Origin of the sequence: Priestia koreensis, from assembly GCF_001274935.1 — a bacterium.
In the GTDB taxonomy this organism is placed as follows: domain Bacteria; phylum Bacillota; class Bacilli; order Bacillales; family Bacillaceae_H; genus Bacillus_AG; species Bacillus_AG koreensis.
The window spans coordinates 319,789-337,520 of the sequence record NZ_LILC01000002.1 but is presented as its reverse complement, the minus strand read 5'-3'; the positions used below and the strand labels follow the sequence as shown (position 1 = coordinate 337,520).

General features: G+C 40.6%; 16 protein-coding genes. 8 read left to right on the top strand and 8 right to left on the bottom strand.

Annotated elements, in window-relative coordinates; genetic code table 11:
• Positions 1 to 180 precede the first annotated feature (180 nt).
• Complete coding sequence (locus AMD01_RS01635; RefSeq protein ID WP_053399641.1) at positions 181 to 1,974, bottom strand: methyl-accepting chemotaxis protein; 1,794 nt, start codon at positions 1,972 to 1,974, stop codon at positions 181 to 183.
• Between the two features lie 246 nt (positions 1,975 to 2,220).
• Positions 2,221 to 3,051, bottom strand: coding sequence for an ammonia-dependent NAD(+) synthetase (gene nadE, locus AMD01_RS01630; protein WP_053399640.1), 831 nt, complete (start codon positions 3,049 to 3,051; stop codon positions 2,221 to 2,223).
• A gap of 274 nt (positions 3,052 to 3,325) precedes the next feature.
• Here nadE and AMD01_RS01625 point away from each other — a divergent pair, with 274 nt between their 5' ends.
• Positions 3,326 to 5,095 carry a B12-binding domain-containing radical SAM protein gene (locus tag AMD01_RS01625; protein ID WP_053399639.1) on the top strand — a complete coding sequence of 590 codons (1,770 nt, stop codon included), beginning with the start codon at positions 3,326 to 3,328 and terminating at the stop codon, positions 5,093 to 5,095.
• A 206-nt stretch (positions 5,096 to 5,301) separates the two neighbouring features.
• Positions 5,302 to 6,693 carry an APC family permease gene (locus tag AMD01_RS01620; RefSeq protein WP_053399638.1) on the top strand — a complete coding sequence of 464 codons (1,392 nt, stop codon included), beginning with the start codon at positions 5,302 to 5,304 and terminating at the stop codon, positions 6,691 to 6,693.
• A 163-nt stretch (positions 6,694 to 6,856) separates the two neighbouring features.
• Here the strand turns inward: AMD01_RS01620 and AMD01_RS23825 are convergent, their stop codons facing one another.
• Both AMD01_RS23825 and AMD01_RS24385 read right to left on the bottom strand, forming a co-directional pair.
• Positions 6,857 to 7,003 (bottom strand): hypothetical protein, encoded by a 147-nt coding sequence (locus tag AMD01_RS23825; RefSeq protein ID WP_157052576.1) that lies wholly within the window; start codon positions 7,001 to 7,003, stop codon positions 6,857 to 6,859.
• 3 nt (positions 7,004 to 7,006) lie between these two features.
• Complete coding sequence (locus AMD01_RS24385) at positions 7,007 to 7,162, bottom strand: hypothetical protein (RefSeq protein ID WP_169775911.1); 156 nt, start codon at positions 7,160 to 7,162, stop codon at positions 7,007 to 7,009.
• A 249-nt stretch (positions 7,163 to 7,411) separates the two neighbouring features.
• Between AMD01_RS24385 and AMD01_RS01610 the strand changes: the two genes are divergently transcribed.
• The gene (locus AMD01_RS01610) at positions 7,412 to 7,891 is read left to right on the top strand and encodes a site-2 protease family protein (protein WP_053399636.1); all 480 of its coding nucleotides are present in this window, start codon (positions 7,412 to 7,414) and stop codon (positions 7,889 to 7,891) included.
• Between the two features lie 51 nt (positions 7,892 to 7,942).
• On the opposite strand, the gene AMD01_RS01605 is transcribed toward AMD01_RS01610, so the two are convergent.
• Entirely contained in the window at positions 7,943 to 9,298 is a 1,356-nt protein-coding gene (locus tag AMD01_RS01605; RefSeq protein WP_053399635.1) for a TrkH family potassium uptake protein, read from the bottom strand.
• A 332-nt stretch (positions 9,299 to 9,630) separates the two neighbouring features.
• Here AMD01_RS01605 and AMD01_RS01600 point away from each other — a divergent pair, with 332 nt between their 5' ends.
• The 3 genes from AMD01_RS01600 (at position 9,631) to AMD01_RS01590 (ending at position 13,600) form a co-directional block, all read left to right on the top strand.
• On the top strand, positions 9,631 to 10,740 hold the full coding sequence (locus AMD01_RS01600; RefSeq protein WP_053399634.1) for a CdaR family transcriptional regulator: 1,110 nt from the start codon (positions 9,631 to 9,633) through the stop codon (positions 10,738 to 10,740).
• 101 nt (positions 10,741 to 10,841) lie between these two features.
• Positions 10,842 to 12,254 (top strand): glycolate oxidase subunit GlcD, encoded by a 1,413-nt coding sequence (gene glcD / locus AMD01_RS01595; protein ID WP_053399633.1) that lies wholly within the window; start codon positions 10,842 to 10,844, stop codon positions 12,252 to 12,254.
• Positions 12,251 to 13,600: a (Fe-S)-binding protein gene (locus tag AMD01_RS01590; protein ID WP_053399632.1), complete on the top strand. Its 1,350-nt coding sequence runs from the start codon at positions 12,251 to 12,253 to the stop codon at positions 13,598 to 13,600. Before glcD ends, AMD01_RS01590 begins: the two co-directional genes overlap by 4 nt.
• Before the next feature lie 16 nt (positions 13,601 to 13,616).
• On the opposite strand, the gene phaC is transcribed toward AMD01_RS01590, so the two are convergent.
• The 3 genes from phaC to phaR form a co-directional block, all read right to left on the bottom strand.
• The gene (gene phaC, locus AMD01_RS01585) at positions 13,617 to 14,753 is read right to left on the bottom strand and encodes a class III poly(R)-hydroxyalkanoic acid synthase subunit PhaC (protein ID WP_281176831.1); all 1,137 of its coding nucleotides are present in this window, start codon (positions 14,751 to 14,753) and stop codon (positions 13,617 to 13,619) included.
• Positions 14,754 to 14,826: 73 nt separating this feature from the next.
• The gene (phbB, locus tag AMD01_RS01580; RefSeq protein WP_053399630.1) at positions 14,827 to 15,573 is read right to left on the bottom strand and encodes an acetoacetyl-CoA reductase; all 747 of its coding nucleotides are present in this window, start codon (positions 15,571 to 15,573) and stop codon (positions 14,827 to 14,829) included.
• 62 nt (positions 15,574 to 15,635) lie between these two features.
• A complete protein-coding gene (phaR, locus tag AMD01_RS01575; protein WP_245638861.1) occupies positions 15,636 to 16,199 on the bottom strand; it encodes a polyhydroxyalkanoic acid synthase subunit PhaR in 564 nt (187 codons plus the stop codon).
• Between the two features lie 361 nt (positions 16,200 to 16,560).
• Here phaR and phaQ point away from each other — a divergent pair, with 361 nt between their 5' ends.
• Positions 16,561 to 16,971: a poly-beta-hydroxybutyrate-responsive repressor gene (gene phaQ / locus AMD01_RS01570; RefSeq protein ID WP_053399628.1), complete on the top strand. Its 411-nt coding sequence runs from the start codon at positions 16,561 to 16,563 to the stop codon at positions 16,969 to 16,971.
• A gap of 119 nt (positions 16,972 to 17,090) precedes the next feature.
• Positions 17,091 to 17,606 carry a polyhydroxyalkanoic acid inclusion protein PhaP gene (gene phaP, locus AMD01_RS01565; protein ID WP_245638860.1) on the top strand — a complete coding sequence of 172 codons (516 nt, stop codon included), beginning with the start codon at positions 17,091 to 17,093 and terminating at the stop codon, positions 17,604 to 17,606.
• Positions 17,607 to 17,732 lie beyond the last annotated feature (126 nt).

The following is a 17,732-nucleotide window of genomic DNA, read 5'->3' as shown; positions in this document are numbered from 1 at the left end:
TTTCACATTTAAACAACGCTATCACATTATTCTACAGATTCGATCAATACCCTTCTATTTCTGAGGAGAAAATCTTAGAAATTTCGATTCCCTCCGTCTTTCTTCCTAAAAAAGAGACAGCGTTCGCTTCCATTTTTATAAAAAAATAAGCTAAATGGCGTTATGCCATCTAGCTTATTCTTAGAGCTTAAAGCGTAAGAGCATCTGATTGAGCTGATCGGCTAGCTGCGCCAAATAAGCTGAGTTATCAGATACATCCTCAATGGATGCATTTGACTGATGAACAGAGACAGAAGCTTGTTCAATTCCTGCTGCGGATTCCTCTGAAACAGATGCAATGCTTTCAATCGACTCATTGATTTTAGACGTCACGTTCGAGATATCGTTTAAATTCGTTGTCATTGTTACGATGCTTTTATCCATATTCGTAATCGACTGGTGAATGTTTTGGAACGTTTTACCCGTGTGCTGAATTTGACCTGCTCCGCTTTCTACTTGTTCATACCCTTCTACTAACGAAGACACTACCTCGTGTGACTCCGCTTGAATTCCTTTTACGATGCTTGTAATATCTGAAACGGAGTGTGACACCTGTTCAGCAAGCTTGCGCACCTCATCAGCTACTACTGCAAACCCACGACCGTGATCACCTGCGCGTGCTGCTTCGATGGCTGCGTTTAACGCTAGAAGATTCGTTTGATCGGCAATATCTCGAATTACGTTCACTAATTTTGAAATCTGCTTTGTTTGAGCATCTAATCCTTTTACTTTATCAACGGACGTTTTCACGAGACGATGAATATCTTCCATTTTCACCGTTGATTCATTCATTAACGTGTTTCCTTCTTTCGTCATGTGTAGAATCGTTGTAGATACGGACTGAACATCTTTACTTTCGATGGTGGCGTGATTGATTTTATCTACGTATCCATCCATCATTTCTGCGATATTTGAAGCTGTCTTAGCCTGATCATCTGCTCCTGCTGACAGCTGTGTCATCGTAGTAGCAATTTGTAGACTCGCTTGTCTTACTTCGCTAGACGATTTCGTCAATTCTTCACTTTTTTCTGTTACATGAGTAGAAACAGCTGAAATTTCTTGAATCATTCCCTGCAAGTTTTGCCTCATCATATCTACCGCATCACTGAGCTGTGCAATCTCATCTTTTCCGTTGTAATGCGGCAGTTCAACATTCAGCTCTCCTTGTGCAATCCGTTTCGCTGTTTTTACGAGAATTCCTAGCTGTTTGTTTAACGTTCTCGTAATCACAATCATAATGCCTGATCCAATAATAATGGATACGACAAGGGCTCCTAATAGAATAAAACCTGCCGTACTTAAAATAGCCTGCGCACGATTGACATATGTATCTCGTTCACTTTGAATAATTTCATTAAGTGAATCAAGCGTGATTACGTTATCCGTAATAATTTGATCGGCTCTCATTTTTGCCGTCGTATACGCCAACTTATTTTGTGCTACAACACCATCAACGACATCTTTATTAAATAACTTTACAATTTTATCTTCGTTACTTAAAATCTGTGTCAATTTTGTTTGATGTTCTTTATCACTCATCGAACTTTTTAGTGTTTTTGACAACTCTTTAAACGCCAGATCATTTCGTCTCATCTCATCAATATGAGCAGGATTGCTATCTAAAATATAGCTATTAATAATATTTCCTTGTTCACGGAATTGTTTTTGCATGTTGACGATCGTAATCGATCGTTCACTTCCGTCCATTTCATTTCCTACGTCGCGCTTAACGACTGTCAATGAAACAAACGTAGCAATGATCGATAAGGAGAATAACACGATTACTACTAGCATACCTAGTCCATATTTTTTTCCGAGCGTTAATCGGTTAAATACTCTACTGAACCATTCCCTCCCACGGTTATTGGGCTTACTTGCGTTTTTGTGCTTTTTCTCTTTTTTTGCACGCACTTTTTTTTCACGCTGTTTTTTCACGCTTTACAATCCCCTTTCACCCTACTCTTTTCATTATTTTCCTATTATAGAAAATTTTTAGATAATAATAAATATTATTTCACTAAAAAAATGAATCTTTTTTCCTATTCATGACATAAAAAAAGCAGACGATATAATTACACTTATTATATCGTCTGCTTTTATGAAAATTAGACTACATTTACTAAATTTTCTATCTTTTGTAAAAAAAGGCCGTGACCAAAATCACGACCTTCTCCCTACTCTTTATTTCCAAAAATCATCAAATACCGTAATTGGCATGTGGCGTTTATGCTGAGACTTCAAGTAATGACCTTCAATCGTTTTGCTTGCCTCTTCCCCAACATCTTGTCCTTCTAAATATTCATCAATCTGCTCATATGTAACCCCTAATGCTTCTTCATCTGGAAGCTGTGGACGATCTTCTTCTAGATCAGCCGTTGGCTTTTTCATATAGAGGTGCTCTGGGCAGCCTAGCTCTTTTAACAGCTGTTTCCCTTGACGTTTTGTTAAACGATAAAGAGGTACTAAGTCTGCTCCGCCGTCACCGTATTTCGTATAAAAGCCTGTTACTGCTTCTGCAGAATGATCTGTTCCAATAACTACGCCATTCGATGATCCTGCAATTGCGTATTGAGCAATCATGCGCTGACGTGCTTTGATGTTTCCTTTATTAAAATCGGAAACCTTCTCACCTGTTGCAGCTTCTACTGCTTCTACTGCTTGATCAACTGCACCTTTAATGTTAACTGCTACGCTACGGCTAGGCTGAATAAACTGGAGCGCATCTTGGCAATCTTGCTCGTCCGCTTGCACCCCGTAAGGAAGACGGACCGCAATAAATTGATAGTGCTCTTTTCCTGCTTCTTCATTCAATTCATTCACAGCAAGCTGTGCTAGCTTACCAGCTAAAGTAGAATCCTGACCGCCTGAAATTCCTAGTACAAACGTACGTAGAAAGCTATTTTTTTTCATGTACGATTTCAAGAAATCGACGCTACGGCGAATTTCTTCTTGTGGATTAATTTGAGGCTTTGTTTCCATTTCCTCAATAATTTTACGTTGTAATTCACTCATGTTATAAGCTCCTTTCATCATCACGACCTGTGTCGATTGACCACATTGTATTATCTCACGTTCTGTCTTGTTGGAAAAGCATAACACTATTTCCTGTAGTATTCCCCATTCATCCTCACTGAAACCGAGGACAAAAATACTTCCCTCTCTATTATGTACCTTGGTGAACGAGATTAAAAAGAGAAGCCGTGCTTTTTTGTTATCTCTTACGCTTTTTTTGGCAAAAATGTGATACAATAGAGCGTTATATTTGATAGGAGGTTTCGTAATTTTAATGAATATTGTCGTAAGTACATTAAATGCTAAATACATTCATACATGCCTAGCACTTCGCTGCTTAAAAGCTTATGCCGAACCTGAATTTGCGGTAGAAATGGCTGAATATACAATTAAAGACCCTATTTTAAATATTGTCACTGATTTATATACGCGAAATCCTGATGTAATTGGATTCAGCTGCTACATTTGGAACATCGAAGAAACAATTAAAGTGGTGAAGTTACTGAAGAAAATTAAACCAGAGGTAAAGATTATTCTGGGTGGACCTGAAGTAACGTACGATGTAAGTCAATGGCTTGATCGTATTCCAGATGCTGACTTTATCGCAATCGGTGAAGGTGAAGAAACGTTCACACAGCTCCTTCGTGAAATTGAGGGTGAAGGAAACTATGAGAACGTAAGCGGCGTTGCATTCCGACGCGACGGAGAGAAAGTCATTAACCCACAGCGTAATAAAATCGACCTAAAAGAAATGCCGTCTCCGTTCCGCTTTGAAGAGGATCGCAGCGAGCTTTCAAAACGCGTGGTGTATATTGAAACAAGTCGGGGCTGTCCGTTCAGCTGTCAGTTCTGCCTCTCTTCTATTGAAGTAGGCGTTCGCTACTTTGACCGTGAGAAAGTAAAAGACGACATCCGCTTCTTAATGCAAAACGGGGCAAAAACCATTAAATTTGTGGATCGTACATTTAATATTAGCCGTAGCTATGCTATGGAAATGTTTCAGTTTCTAATTGATGAGCATCTTCCGGGAACCGTATTCCAGTTTGAAATTACAGCGGACATTATGCGCCCTGAAGTTATTCAATTCCTTAATGACAATGCACCAAAAGGTCTGTTCCGCTTTGAAATTGGTGTACAGTCTACAAATGATGCCGTTAACGAGCTTGTGATGCGAAAGCAAAACTTCCAAAAGCTTACTCGTACGGTCACGATGGTAAAAGACGGCGGCAAAATTGATCAGCATCTTGATTTAATTGCGGGTCTTCCTGATGAAGATTATGCATCCTTTAAAAATACGTTTAACGACGTGTTCGCGCTCCGTCCTGAAGAGTTGCAGCTTGGCTTCTTAAAAATGCTTCGTGGAACAGGACTGCGCCTTCGTGCTGATCAGCACGACTACGTATACATGGATCACTCACCGTACGAAATTCTTCGAAATAACGTCCTTTCATTCGAAGATGTTATTCGTATTAAACAGGTTGAAGACATTTTGGAGAAGTACTGGAACGATCATCGCGTGGATCATACGATTGAATTCTTAGTCAAGCATGTGTATGAAACGCCGTTCGACTTTTTCCAAGGCTTTGGCACGTATTGGGACGAGCAGGGCTGGTCACGTATTGGTCATCAGCTAGAAGATCTCTTTAAACGCTTGGATGAATATTTACTTACGGAAGGTTTCAGTGATCATCACATTATCTCTGGATTCATGAAGCTTGATTATCTACAAAAACAAAAGTTCAAACCACGTAAGCCATGGTGGAATGACTTAACAGACAAGCCTATTCGCTCACACTATTATCGCCAAATCTCAGCAGATGCAAGCGTAATGGGTGAAGCCTTTGTAGCAGAAGAGTTATCAGAAAAAGAATTGTATAAGCATACGCTTCTTGAAATTCTGCCTTTTGACTATGAAGTCTACAAAGAAACAGGCGACATTATTTCTAAACCATCGCTGCTTCTTGTATTTTTTGATCAGCGTGAAAACAGAACCAAACTATACTCAAAACCGCTCTCTTCCTTTACGGTACCCGTTCTTAACTAAGGAAAGATAAACGAAGGCAATCTCTCTCAGAGGTTGCCTTTTTTATCGGTCTCCCCGTTTCAATAAGAGTCAGAAAATATTTAAAAATGTTATTTTAATAAAACATATTGGTTGTTTATACTTTTTGATGTATGATTAGTCACAGATTTGAATGTTTATGACATGATAACTCATGGAACTTTGGACACACGAGGATGGTGACAGCAATGAATAACAAAAAACTTGGTGTAATGGGGCTTTCCCTTTTGAGCATCAATTCAATATTAGGACTTAAAAATATTCCCTTTGCCTCTACAATTGGGCCTTCGGCCATTGTCTTTTGGATTATTGCCGCATGTTTATACTTTATTCCAATTAGCTTAATGGTATCAGAGCTTTCAACGACGTACCCTGATCAAGGGGGACTCGCTTCCTGGGTGAAGCGTGCGTTCGGTGAGCGAGCGAGCTTTTTGTGCGGGTGGTTTTTCTGGGTCGCCAATTTTACGTACTATCCTTCTCTTTTAATTGGGATTACAGTAAACGTCGCGTATGCGATTCGTCAGCCACAAATTTTGGATCATACGTGGATGACCACATCCATTTCGATTGGTATTTTCTTATTCGTCACGGCTCTAACGCTACGAGGGACAAAAATGAGTGAAAAGCTTGCCTCAATCGGGGCACCGCTTGGCGTATTAGTGCCTGCACTACTGATTTTTGGCTTTGGATTTGCGAGTATGTTTACAGGACACCACTCCGCAACAGAATTTACAGCGAAAAGTATTGCGCCAAACAATTTATCACTTGATACAATTATGTTTTTATCTAGCTTAATGTTTGCTTTTTCAGGAATGGAAATGCTCGGAACAATCGCAAACGATGTGCGTAATCCGCAAAAGACGTTTCCAAAAGCGATTTTAACAGCTTCGATCTTAATTGGTGCCGTTTATATTTTAGCAACAGTTGCATTCCAATTTGTGGTGAATATTACACCTGATCAAACCGCAACGGCTCTTTATGTATTTGCAGACACGGTTACAAAGCAATTTCACTTACCGTTTAACTTAGGGCAAATACTTGGTATTTGCTTTGTATTGTCAGTAGGTGGATCACTATCGTTCCTAATTATTAATCCAAGCGTCATGATTCGAGAAAGCGGAAAGAATATTTTACCTGCCTCTTTAACAAAGTTAAATAAAGCGAATATGCCAACGAACCTTATTCTTTGGCAAGCGGGTGGCGTAACAGCCATTTTGATTCTTTCAAGCTTTATCCCAACGATTTCTGCAGCGTTAAATATGCTAGTATTAATGGCGACACTTGCCTTTTTCATTCCGTATATCTTTTTAATTAGCGCCTATTTAAAACTGCGCATCACGGATCGAAAAAGTGTTCGTCCGTTTAAAATTAAGCATAATGTCGTTGCGTATATTATTGCAGGAGTTGGACTTTTATCCGTTATCGGTACAATTGTTCTGACGCTAATTCCTTCTTCTACAACAACATGGACAGAGTATGCGCCGCTTATTATTGGACCGGTTGTATTTAGCGGCTTAGGGCTGTTGTTTTATCACTTCGGTAAAAAGAAAGAACACACTACTCTTAAAAAAGCTAGCTAATAAGAAAAATCCCTCACAGGCGATTCTGCGAGGGATTTTTTCATGCATTTTCTCTTTATTGATTGGTATTCCATTGCTTACGTGCAAAGGACCTCGCAATCAGATCAAATGCACTTTTATCGGAAACAACCCTGTGTAGAATAAGGCACTCTAGCACAGCATGTTATTTTTTACAGCGTTTTTTTGCTTGTGATTCTGCTTCTGGTTGATAAGCTTGATGAGCGTTAAAATCGCCCATTTCACTCCCAAACTCCTCTTGAAACAGATTCTTCGTCTTTTCTTTCTGACTTGGATGATTTTTCTTCATCATATATTATCTCCCCTGACGGCTCTTTTTTGAGTTACGGTTTGCTGCTTTAAAGCGATCTTCCCCGCCATACTCAACAGAAAATTCCGTATCAGGCATGCTTTCTTTAGGTGTTTGATTATTTTTCTTCGCAGGATCATGTGCTACTTTACGTTTTGCCAACGCGATCATCCCCCTGTCCTCTTTGTGAGCGTGTTGCTCACTACTTAGAATAGCCTCTTCTTCCCGAATTCATAACGGTTAAATATTAACAACACATTGACTTTTTAACAGACAAAGAAAAAACCTCTTCAAAACATGTTATAGCACCTATACACAGGGTACTACTCAAATAGACATCAGATAAACCTCATCTCCACATCATGAATAACCATTAAAACATACATACCATAACATCTAGGAGGGATTCTCTTGTTTGGGCTTGATGATATTTGGACCTTTTTCCTTGCTTTTTTTCTCACATTACCAATCGTGACGATTATCCACGAGCTAGGTCACATACTAGTTGCGCGCATCTTTGGTGCGAAAATCCGCTTTGTTTTAGGCGTCGGAAATACCCTTTTAAAACTCGGACCATGTGAGGTCAAAAGCTTTTATTTTATGGAAGCGTGGTGTCAGCACGGAAATCTAAAATACGATACAAAATTTGCCCGCATTCTGATTTATTTAGCAGGAAGTGTATTTAACTTAATCGCCATCCTTATGGTCAATTCGATGATATACAAAGGTATACTGCCTGCAAATATTTTCTTTTATCAGTTCGTTTATTTTTCAGTGTACTTCATTTTCTTTTCCATGCTTCCGTTCAAAAACGGCGCTGGAAACCCGAGTGACGGTCTTGCGATATATGAAGTCATTAAGTACGGGAAATCCAAAGATCCTATCGACTAATAAACAGCACCCCAAAAAAGCCCTGCTGAGATTAAGCAGGGCTTTTTCATGCTATCCGATAATGACACGCTCTTTTGGATAGTGATAATTAGGCGGAGCTGTTTTTCCACTAATAATGAAGATAAACGACAAAATGCCAATTCGACCAATAAACATCAGCACCATAATGACAAACTTCCCCACTACGCTCAAATCAGCTGTGATCCCCATTGAAAGGCCGGTCGTTCCAAACGCCGAACACACCTCAAACACGATTTCAAGAGGTGAAAAAGGTTCCGTCGTCATTAATATGAGCGATGCGGTAAAACACAGTACCATCGCCATCATCGTTACAACAAGTGACTTTCTTACATCTTCATCTAAAATCTCGCGTTTAAAGACGCGGATATGCTTTCTTCCTCGTGCATAATGATAAAGAAACAGCAAGTTAAGTGCGAGGGTCGTTGTTCGAATCCCCCCACCGACAGAACTAGGAGAAGCTCCAATGAACATTAACAGGCAGAGAAATAGAAGAGTTGCCGGAGTAAAATCACTCACATCCATTGTGGCTAAACCGCCACTTTTCGTTGTCGCCGAATGAAACAGCGCATAAAAAAAGCTAGCGAGAAACGTTTTGCCTTTAAAGAAGTGTTGATATTCTAAAAAGAAAATGATGATCGTGCCTAAAGCGAAAATAATTCCAAACGTGGAAGTTGTAATTTTTGTGTTTAGCGTAAAGTGGAATTTTCGTTTTTCTTTTAAATTAAAGAAAAACTGCTTCAGTTCAATCAATACCGGAAAGCCAATCGCTCCTAACGTTAAAAGCAAAATATTGACGCTCTGAACAAAATAATCATCCGCGTATGGAATGAGCGATTGTCCTGTAATATCAAACCCCGCATTTGTCGTCGCACTTACAGAAGCAAAAAAGCCTTGTAAAAACGCTTCTTCCCATGTTGGATAATAATTCATAAAATAAACGCCTAGCACAACAGCTCCGATAATTTCAATTCCTAAAATAATGATTAAAATGTTACGAATCAGGTTGACGAGTCCTGATAAATTGGATTGATTTTGATCTGTCATAATAAGACGTCGCTCTTGTAGACCAATCTTTTTACCGATCAGCAGCCAAATGAACGTACTGAGAGTCATAATGCCGATCCCACCAAATTGAAGGACAAAAATAAGAATAAAAATTCCAGGAACGCTGAACGTATCCTTAATTGAAATCGTGGAAAGACCCGTTACGCTGACCGCGCTCACGGCTGTAAAAAGAGAATCCATAAAGGATAAGTGAACCCCTTGCTTATGAGCAACTGGTAAGCTAATTAAGATCACCGACACCGTGACAGCAATGATGTAAAAGCTGACAATAATTTGGGCCGATGAAAATTTTTTTAGTCCTGAACGTATAACAACTGGCATGAAATAATTCCTTTCTAGTCTATAAATCCGCCTTTTTTATCTACCCGATTCACACAGTGATTAAGATGGATATTCCCCTTTCCTTTTCTGTTTTCATATGTAAGCATGTTTTTATGAGCCTTTAAACACGTTGAAACCATTGGTCAGGGTGCTAAATTTATAGTTGATAACCTTTTTTCTACATCATTAAGTCTTATCATATTTTCACATTGTTTTAAATAGTTTTCACAAAAAAACCCTTTTTTACTTATGAAAACACAACGCCCTTTCTCCGTTCCAAATTCTTATTTGCTATACTAAAAAGAAACATAGTGGATAGGGAGAAATGCGACATGCTTTTACTACCATCATTAGCACATAAAATTATTCTTGAAGTGAAAAAGCTGTTAAAAGAGGACATCATTATTGTCGACTTGCACGGTCACATTATCGCCGGGACGGACGAAAATCGAATCGGTCAGTTCCACGAAGGCGCACTTCGAAGTATTGAAGAACGTCAAACAATCGTTATCACAGAAAACGATCAGCATACTTTACGAGGAGTAAAGCCTGGAATTAACCTTCCCCTTTTTTTATCTCAGGAAGTCATTGGTGTGATTGGTATTACGGGAAATCCTGCTGAAATTTCGAACTACGGGGAACTTCTACGAAAAATGACCGAGCTATTAATTCAAGATACCTATTACACGGAGCAAACGCAGTGGCACTTACGCATGCTCGAATCCTTCGTGTTTGACTGGATGCAACTTCGTGAATGGTCTGCGCCCTTTTTAGAACGGGCGCGTATTTTGAATGTCGATTTAACGACTACAAGACAGGTATTATTAATGGCTCTTCCTCCTCACCATTCACTTACACACGCAGATATTTGGCAACTGCAGCACCTATGGCATCACGAAGAAGATTTATTTATTCCGTGGGGCGCCGATCGTCTTTTAATCATTCATGCCGTCCACCCTCAACGAGATATAAAAGAAACTCTCGATGAGTGGCGCGCTTATTTGGACGGCACGTGGGGTTCTTCAATTCGAATTGGTGTTGGGCAACAAGTGTCTCCTCACCATTTACGAACCTCCTATGAGCAAAGTAACCGTGCCCTTTCAGTTACCACAAGCGAGCATCCGATTGCGTTTGATCACGACCTTCGACTTGAAATGTGCTTAGAAAACATTTCGAAAGAAACGAAACGAGATTTTTCACATCGTGTGCTTCATGCGCTCGAAAATTACGAGGACCTGTTAGAAACAGGTCGGGCACTTCTTCAGCATAATATGGCATTAAAACAAACAGCTCAGGCCCTTCACATTCATATTAATACGCTTCATTACCGTATGAAAAAAATTGAAGAACTTGCCTCCATCGACTTAAAGCGGACATCAGACATCGTTACGTTTTATTTAGCTTTTCATTTTTTAGATGATCATCTAAAAAACAAAGAATGATAACGCTCTATTTTAGATGATCGTCTATAGAGAGCAGGGGTCGAATATTATAGGATAGAAGTATTCATACATAAAATTCGTGCTAAAGGCAGGGGAACAGAATGATTTCTGAACACGTTCGTGCAACGCTTATTAACATTGTAGGACTAGAAAATTATGAGGACTCACCCGCAGAACGCCTCGTCTATTCTTATGATGCTACACCACAGTTTCAGTCAATGCCTGATGCGGTGATTAGTCCTCGTCATACAAAAGATGTATCGGACATTTTAAAGATTTGCTCTGAGCATCGTGTGCCGATCGTTCCGCGCGGATCTGGAACCAATCTTTGTGCAGGAACATGCCCGACACAAGGTGGTATCGTCATGCTGTTTAAGCATATGCAACAAATACTTGAGATTGATGAAGAAAACCTAACGGTAACGCTACAGCCAGGCGTCATCACACTCGAGATGATTGAAGCGGTTGAAGCAAAAGGACTGTTTTACCCACCTGATCCAAGCTCAATGAAGATTTCGACGATTGGTGGAAACATCAACGAAAATTCCGGTGGTCTTCGTGGATTAAAGTACGGCGTTACGAGGGACTACGTAATTGGACTTGAGATTGTTCTTCCGAATGGCGACATCATTCGCACCGGTGGCAAACTCGCAAAAGACGTCGCTGGTTATGACTTAACCCGTTTATTCATTGGATCAGAAGGTACGTTAGGTGTCATCACAGAAGCGACGCTAAAACTCATTCCCATGCCTGAAACGAAAAAAACGATCCTTGCGCTGTATCAAGATATTGAAGCGGCTGCTAAATCGGTCTCAACCATTATTGCGAATAAAATCATTCCAACCACGCTTGAATTTTTAGATCAGCCAACCCTTGTTGTCGTAGAGGATTTCGCCCGGATTGGACTTCCGACTAACGTAAAAGCCGTGCTCTTAATTGAACAAGATGGTCCCCTCCAAGTAGTAGAGCGTGATATTCAAAAAATTGCGGAGTTGTGCAAATCAGAACATGCCGTTTCTGTTGAAGTCGCACAGTCTGATGAACACGCTGAGGCGCTTCGCACAGCAAGACGTTCAGCGCTATCTGCTTTAGCTCGTCTAAAGCCTACAACGATATTAGAAGATGCAACGGTCCCGCGCTCTGAAATCGCTAAAATGGTGCAGGCCATCAGCGACATTGCCGAAAAGTACGATGTGAAAATTTGTACGTTCGGTCATGCAGGTGACGGCAACCTTCATCCTACTTGTCCAACAGACGTACGAGATCAAGAGGAGATCCACCGAGTTGAGCAGGCTTTTGCCGAAATCTTCGAAAAGTCGATCGAGCTTGGTGGTACCATTACAGGTGAACACGGTGTGGGCGAAATGAAAGCTCCCTATTTAGAACTAAAGCTAGGCAAAGAGGGAATTGCAGCGATGCAGGCCATTAAGCAATCCTTTGATCCATATAACATCATGAATCCTGGGAAAATTTTCGCCAAAAATGAACGAAAACGAGTGGTGGTGACGTCATGACAACAGCAGAGGAACGAAAAGTCATTCAGCAGCAGTTTAAAGAACAAATGAACGAAGATGAGTTACTGAACTGTATGCGCTGCGGATTCTGCCTTCCCGCTTGTCCGACCTACGTTGAATCAGGCTATAAGGAATCGCATTCGCCTCGTGGCCGTATTGCATTGATGAAGGCCGTTGTAGATGGAATCATTGAGCCTGATGAAGACGTAGAGCGTTCACTAAACCTTTGTCTCGGTTGCCGTGCTTGTGAACCAGTCTGTCCATCTGGCGTGAACTATGGACATTTGCTTGAGGATGCGCGCGACATTATTAACCAAAACAAAAAACACTCTTTTTCGGTCAAAACTGCACGAAATATTGCATTTAATGGTCTGTTTCCCCATCAGGGACGAATGCAAAATCTGACAGGACTTCTTGGCTTTTATCAGCGATCCGGTCTTCAGAGCCTGGCCCGTAAAAGCGGTGTATTAAATTTACTTCCTCCTAATCTCGCGACGATGGAAAAAGTGCTTCCTACTGTTCCAACGCGAAAAGAGATGAAAAACCGGCCTCAGCACCTTCTCGCAGAGGGTCCCGTCAAAAAACGGGTGGCTTTTTTCTCGGGATGCTTAATGGATACGATGTTTCTAGATACAAATAACGCAACCTTAAAGTTGCTTCAGCTGGCTGGCTGTGAAATTGTTATTCCAAAAGAGCAGGCTTGCTGCGGAGCACTGCATGGACATAGCGGTGAAAAAGCCAAGGCGAAAGAGCTTGCTAAGCGAAATATTGAAGCATTTGAATCGCTAGAAGTAGATTTTATCATTACGAATGCAGGTGGATGCGGGGGGTTTTTGATTGACTACGATCATCTCCTAAAAGACGACCTATCTTGGAAAGAGCGAGCACAGGCGTTTAAAGGAAAGCTAAAAGATATTTCGTCGATTTTAGTTGAGCTACGCTTTTTCGAACAGCAGCTAGAACTTCCCTATCAGGTTGTCACGTATCAGGATTCCTGCCATTTACGAAACGTGATGCGAACATTTGGCGAACCAAGAACTCTATTAAAAGGGATTAAAGGGATTGAGTTCCGAGAGATGAAAAATGCTGACCGTTGCTGTGGATCAGCGGGCATTTACAATATTGTGGAATCAGACATGTCGATGCAAATTTTAGATCACAAAATGGAAAACGTCGAAGCCGTTCAAGCAGAAACGATCGTGACGGCGAACCCCGGTTGCTTGTTGCAGATGAAGCTTGGTATCGAACGAGAAGGTGTCGCACATCGTATGCGAGCCGTTCACATCGTCGATTTACTTATCGAGGCCTATGAATATACGAAACAAAAAAGCACCGTCTCCCTCTAGAGACCGTGCTTTTTGCTTATTTTGAACGCTTTTCAAGCCAATTGCCGATTGAAGGGTACGTTTCCTTCACAGCTTTTGGTCCAAACACAACCGAAACGTGTCCGGTTTGAAGAAGCTTAAATTCTTTATCTTTACTTGAAATCGCGTCCATGAGAGCCTTCACTTGATCAGGCATCGCAATATGATCACGGCTTGCCGCGATATTCAGCACGCTTACCTTAATGTTAGAAAGGTCCACTTTTCGACCACGAATTTCAAGTTCACCTTTGATCAGCTTATTTTCCTGGTAGAATTCGCGAATCCACTGTCTATAAGCAGCACCTGGAAATGGAATGCCGTCTCCTACCCATTTTTGCATGAGCTTCCAGCTTTCCACGAAACGCTGATTTTCTGAGCGATCCACTAAGCTTACGTATGGACCGTAAAAATTAGTGATTGGCTTTAACATCTTATTGCCAAAATCAATCATATCGGGCGGGACATTCCCTAGCGTGTCCACAACTTTATCAAGGTTGAAGTAGCGCTCATCTAAAAACGTGCCGTACAGACCCGTTTCAGTAAAATCAAATGGGCTCGTCATAAAAATTAAGTTTCGAATTGGAAGGTCATCATGCAAGGAAGCAAAGATCGATGTCATCGTTCCGCCCATGCAATAGCCAAGAACCGATAAGTCCGTTGCACCTGAGTAACGAAGCACCTTTTTAAACGCACGCGGAATGTAGTCTAAAATATAATCATCAAGCATCATGTCCTGATCTTCAAGTCCAGGTGTTCCCCAATCTAGTAGATAGACGTCAAACCCTCGATCAACGAGATATTCAACGAGACTATTACCAGGTGTTAAATCTAAAATGTACGGCTTATTAATGAGTGCATACACAAGTAGAATCGGTGTTTTATGAAGCTTCTCTTGTTTCGGTATATAGCGATAAAGCTTTGCTTTGTTCTTTTTCCAAATGACTTCTTTAGGGGATAATCCCACTTCCGGTTCTGATTCCTCTGTAATAATGTCAAGGGCACGCTTAAAGCGACCTGCTGATTGTTTGTATTCGGTTGGCATTGCTTCCAATAACTTTTCCCACTCTTTTATATAGGATGTCGCCATTTCTTCCACAACCTTTCGATTAGTATGAGTATGCTTGGACTGACGCAACGCTTTAGCCCCGACATGCGTCAGGGCTAATAATTGGATAAAGTACGTAAAATAGTTCACAATCTTAACTAGATTACATGTATAAACCGCCGTTAATGTTTAGTTGTTGACCGGTGATGTAGGAACCGTCTTGACATAAAAACAGAACGCCGCGGGCAATTTCTTCCGCGTGACCAAACCTGCGCGCAGGAATTTTGGCAACGATTTGTTCACGCACATTTTCCGGAATCGCCATCACCATTTCCGTTTCAATAAAGCCTGGGCAAATGGCATTCACGGTAACGCCTGTTCTTGCAAGCTCAAGGGCAAGAGATTTTGTAAAACCAATCAGTCCTGCTTTGGCAGCTGCATAGTTTGTTTGACCAAACCCACCTGCTTGGCCGATGATCGAAGAAATATTAACGACGCGTCCTGCTTCTGCCTCTAATAAGTGACTTAGCGCTGCTGTTGTCGTGTTATAGACGCTATTTAAGTTCACATCAATTACTTTTTTCCAATCTTCTTCGCCTAACTTCTTAAACGAGCGGTCGCGCGTAATCCCTGCATTATTAACAAGAATATCAAGCTGACCAAATTGTTTTTTCGTTTCTTCTACAAGACGTTCCGCTTGATCGCAATAGGAAACGTCAGCTTGAACCGCTAAAGCTTCTCCGCCATTTGCTTTAATTTCATTTACGATGGCCTCAGCAGATTCTTTGCTTTGATTATAGTTCACTACTACTTTTACGCCATTTGACGCTAACTCTCTCGTAATAGCCGATCCGATTCCTTTAGATCCACCTGTAATAATCGCTACTTTACCTGCTAATGCTGTCGTCATATTCAATTCTCCCCTTAATTCTTAAAATAGTTAGTGTATGAAGATAAGCTATAAATAGATCGTTATTTATTTACGGGCTCTGAAGATACCGCTGCTTCGCTTTGTTCCTGAAGATCTTCTAGCTGCGCCTGAAGCTGCTGGCTATATTCCCTTATTTGCTCTTGAAGTTGAGCTTGGAGCTGTTCTTGAAGCTTTATTTGGAGTTTTTCTTGATTTTCAAGTAGGGTGAGGACTCGGTCTACTTTCTTTTCTACAGATTTTACATCACTTTTTAACTTAGTAAATTCCTTTTTCAGATTCGCATTTGCACTTGTCGCATCTTCTAGCACATCAAAACGATCTTCTAATTCTTCTACTTTTTCTTCGACATTTACAACAAGGCTTGCAACGTTTGAAATATCATCCTTACTCGGGATATTAAGTTGACCAAAGTAACGAGTGGTCGTCTCGTTGACTACCTGCTGATATTGAAGATTCATATTCAGCACTTTACCCATCCACTGCGAGAATTCTTCACGGTTCATATTCTCACCGATTACTTTTCCCCAGTAAGATTCCGTCTTGTCATACATGTCTTTCCAAGCTAAAAATGGATCAAATACGTTTTGTTGGTCCAACTGTTCCATCTCCCTTTTCGTTTGATACACTCACTTTTTTTGCTCTTATCGAGTAAACCTTTACTCAAGAGCGATCGATGACGTTGCCCTTTTCATCATTCACCGGTACCCAGTATTGCGCACCATTTTCTAACATTTGACGTTTATGAATGAACCACATGTCTTATTATAAGAGTGCAAGGCTTAATAAACAATTCAAAATTTTTAATATTTTTCGATAAAAGACGACTAATTTTGTCGAATTTTAGATTTCGTGACGTTTGTCCCTCCTCCTTTTATCACCTTATTTATGGGTTAAGCGGAAAGGGTTGACAAATTATTCATATAGGTGTAATTTACACATATAGATTTTTTGAAAGGAGGCATTCCAATGACAAAGAAACAAGAAGCGAAAAACGCAGCAGAAAAAACAATGAGCGGCGCACCTAAGAATTTTATGATTCCATTTTTACTTCTGAGCTTACGAGGTTGGAATCTTCACGGTTATAAACTCATTCAACAGCTGATGAGCTTTGGGTTTACTTCCGTCGATCAGGGGAATGTCTATCGCACGCTACGACAGCTAGAAAAAGATGATCTCATCGCATCTGAATGGGATACAACCGCTGATGGACCTGCCCGACGTATCTATTCCCTAACAAAAGCCGGGGAACAATACTTGGAGCTATGGGCTGGATCTCTTGAACAATATCAAACGATGTTAAATTCCTTTTTTTCTTTATATACAGACATGCTGTTTCCATTCGGCACGAAGAAGGACGAATCAAAGAGCCACGAATAAGGGATTTTCGCAACGAATGTTGCGTGCCAATATGAGAAATGTTAGACCCACATCATAAGCTATTACCTCACAACGTTTCGTTTTACTTTATTGTACAACCAACTTTTTAGGAGGAATGAATGATGGCAACTGTTAATTATCACTCAATGATCGACGCAGTATGGGAACAATGGTCAAAAGGGTTAAATCACGTATATGAAAGCAACAAGCAATTGGAAAGCTGGACGAAACAAGCGCTTGAACAACAAAAGGAACTTTTCGCTACAACGTTTGAACAGCTTCAAGAAGTAGATGACAAATGGAAAGAAGACGCAAAAGAAGTACAAGTAAAAACGGTCGAATCCATTCGCAAAACGGCTGGAGACGCTGTGGCAAATTCATACGAAGAATGGTCAAATCGCGCGCACGAAGCACTTCAAAAGCTTCAAGACGTGACGTTAAGTCAAAGCAAAACAAATTATGCTCTTGTACAACAAGCACAAAAGCAATATGAGCAAGTAGTAAGTCAGCTTCTTAGCGAACAACACAAAACGCGCGATGAATTCCAACAATTAACAGATAAATATATGGAACAATTAAAAAGCTTCCAAAAATCATTTTTAGATTCACTAGAGCCTTATTCGCTTGTAAAATAAGACGTTTCGCCGCTCGCCTTTTTAGGCAGCGGCGTTTTATTTTTTAGTAAATAGGAAGCGCACCCAATATCCGCTTCTTCTACATACCATTACCAGCATGATTTCCTCCACACAAGCAATACTATC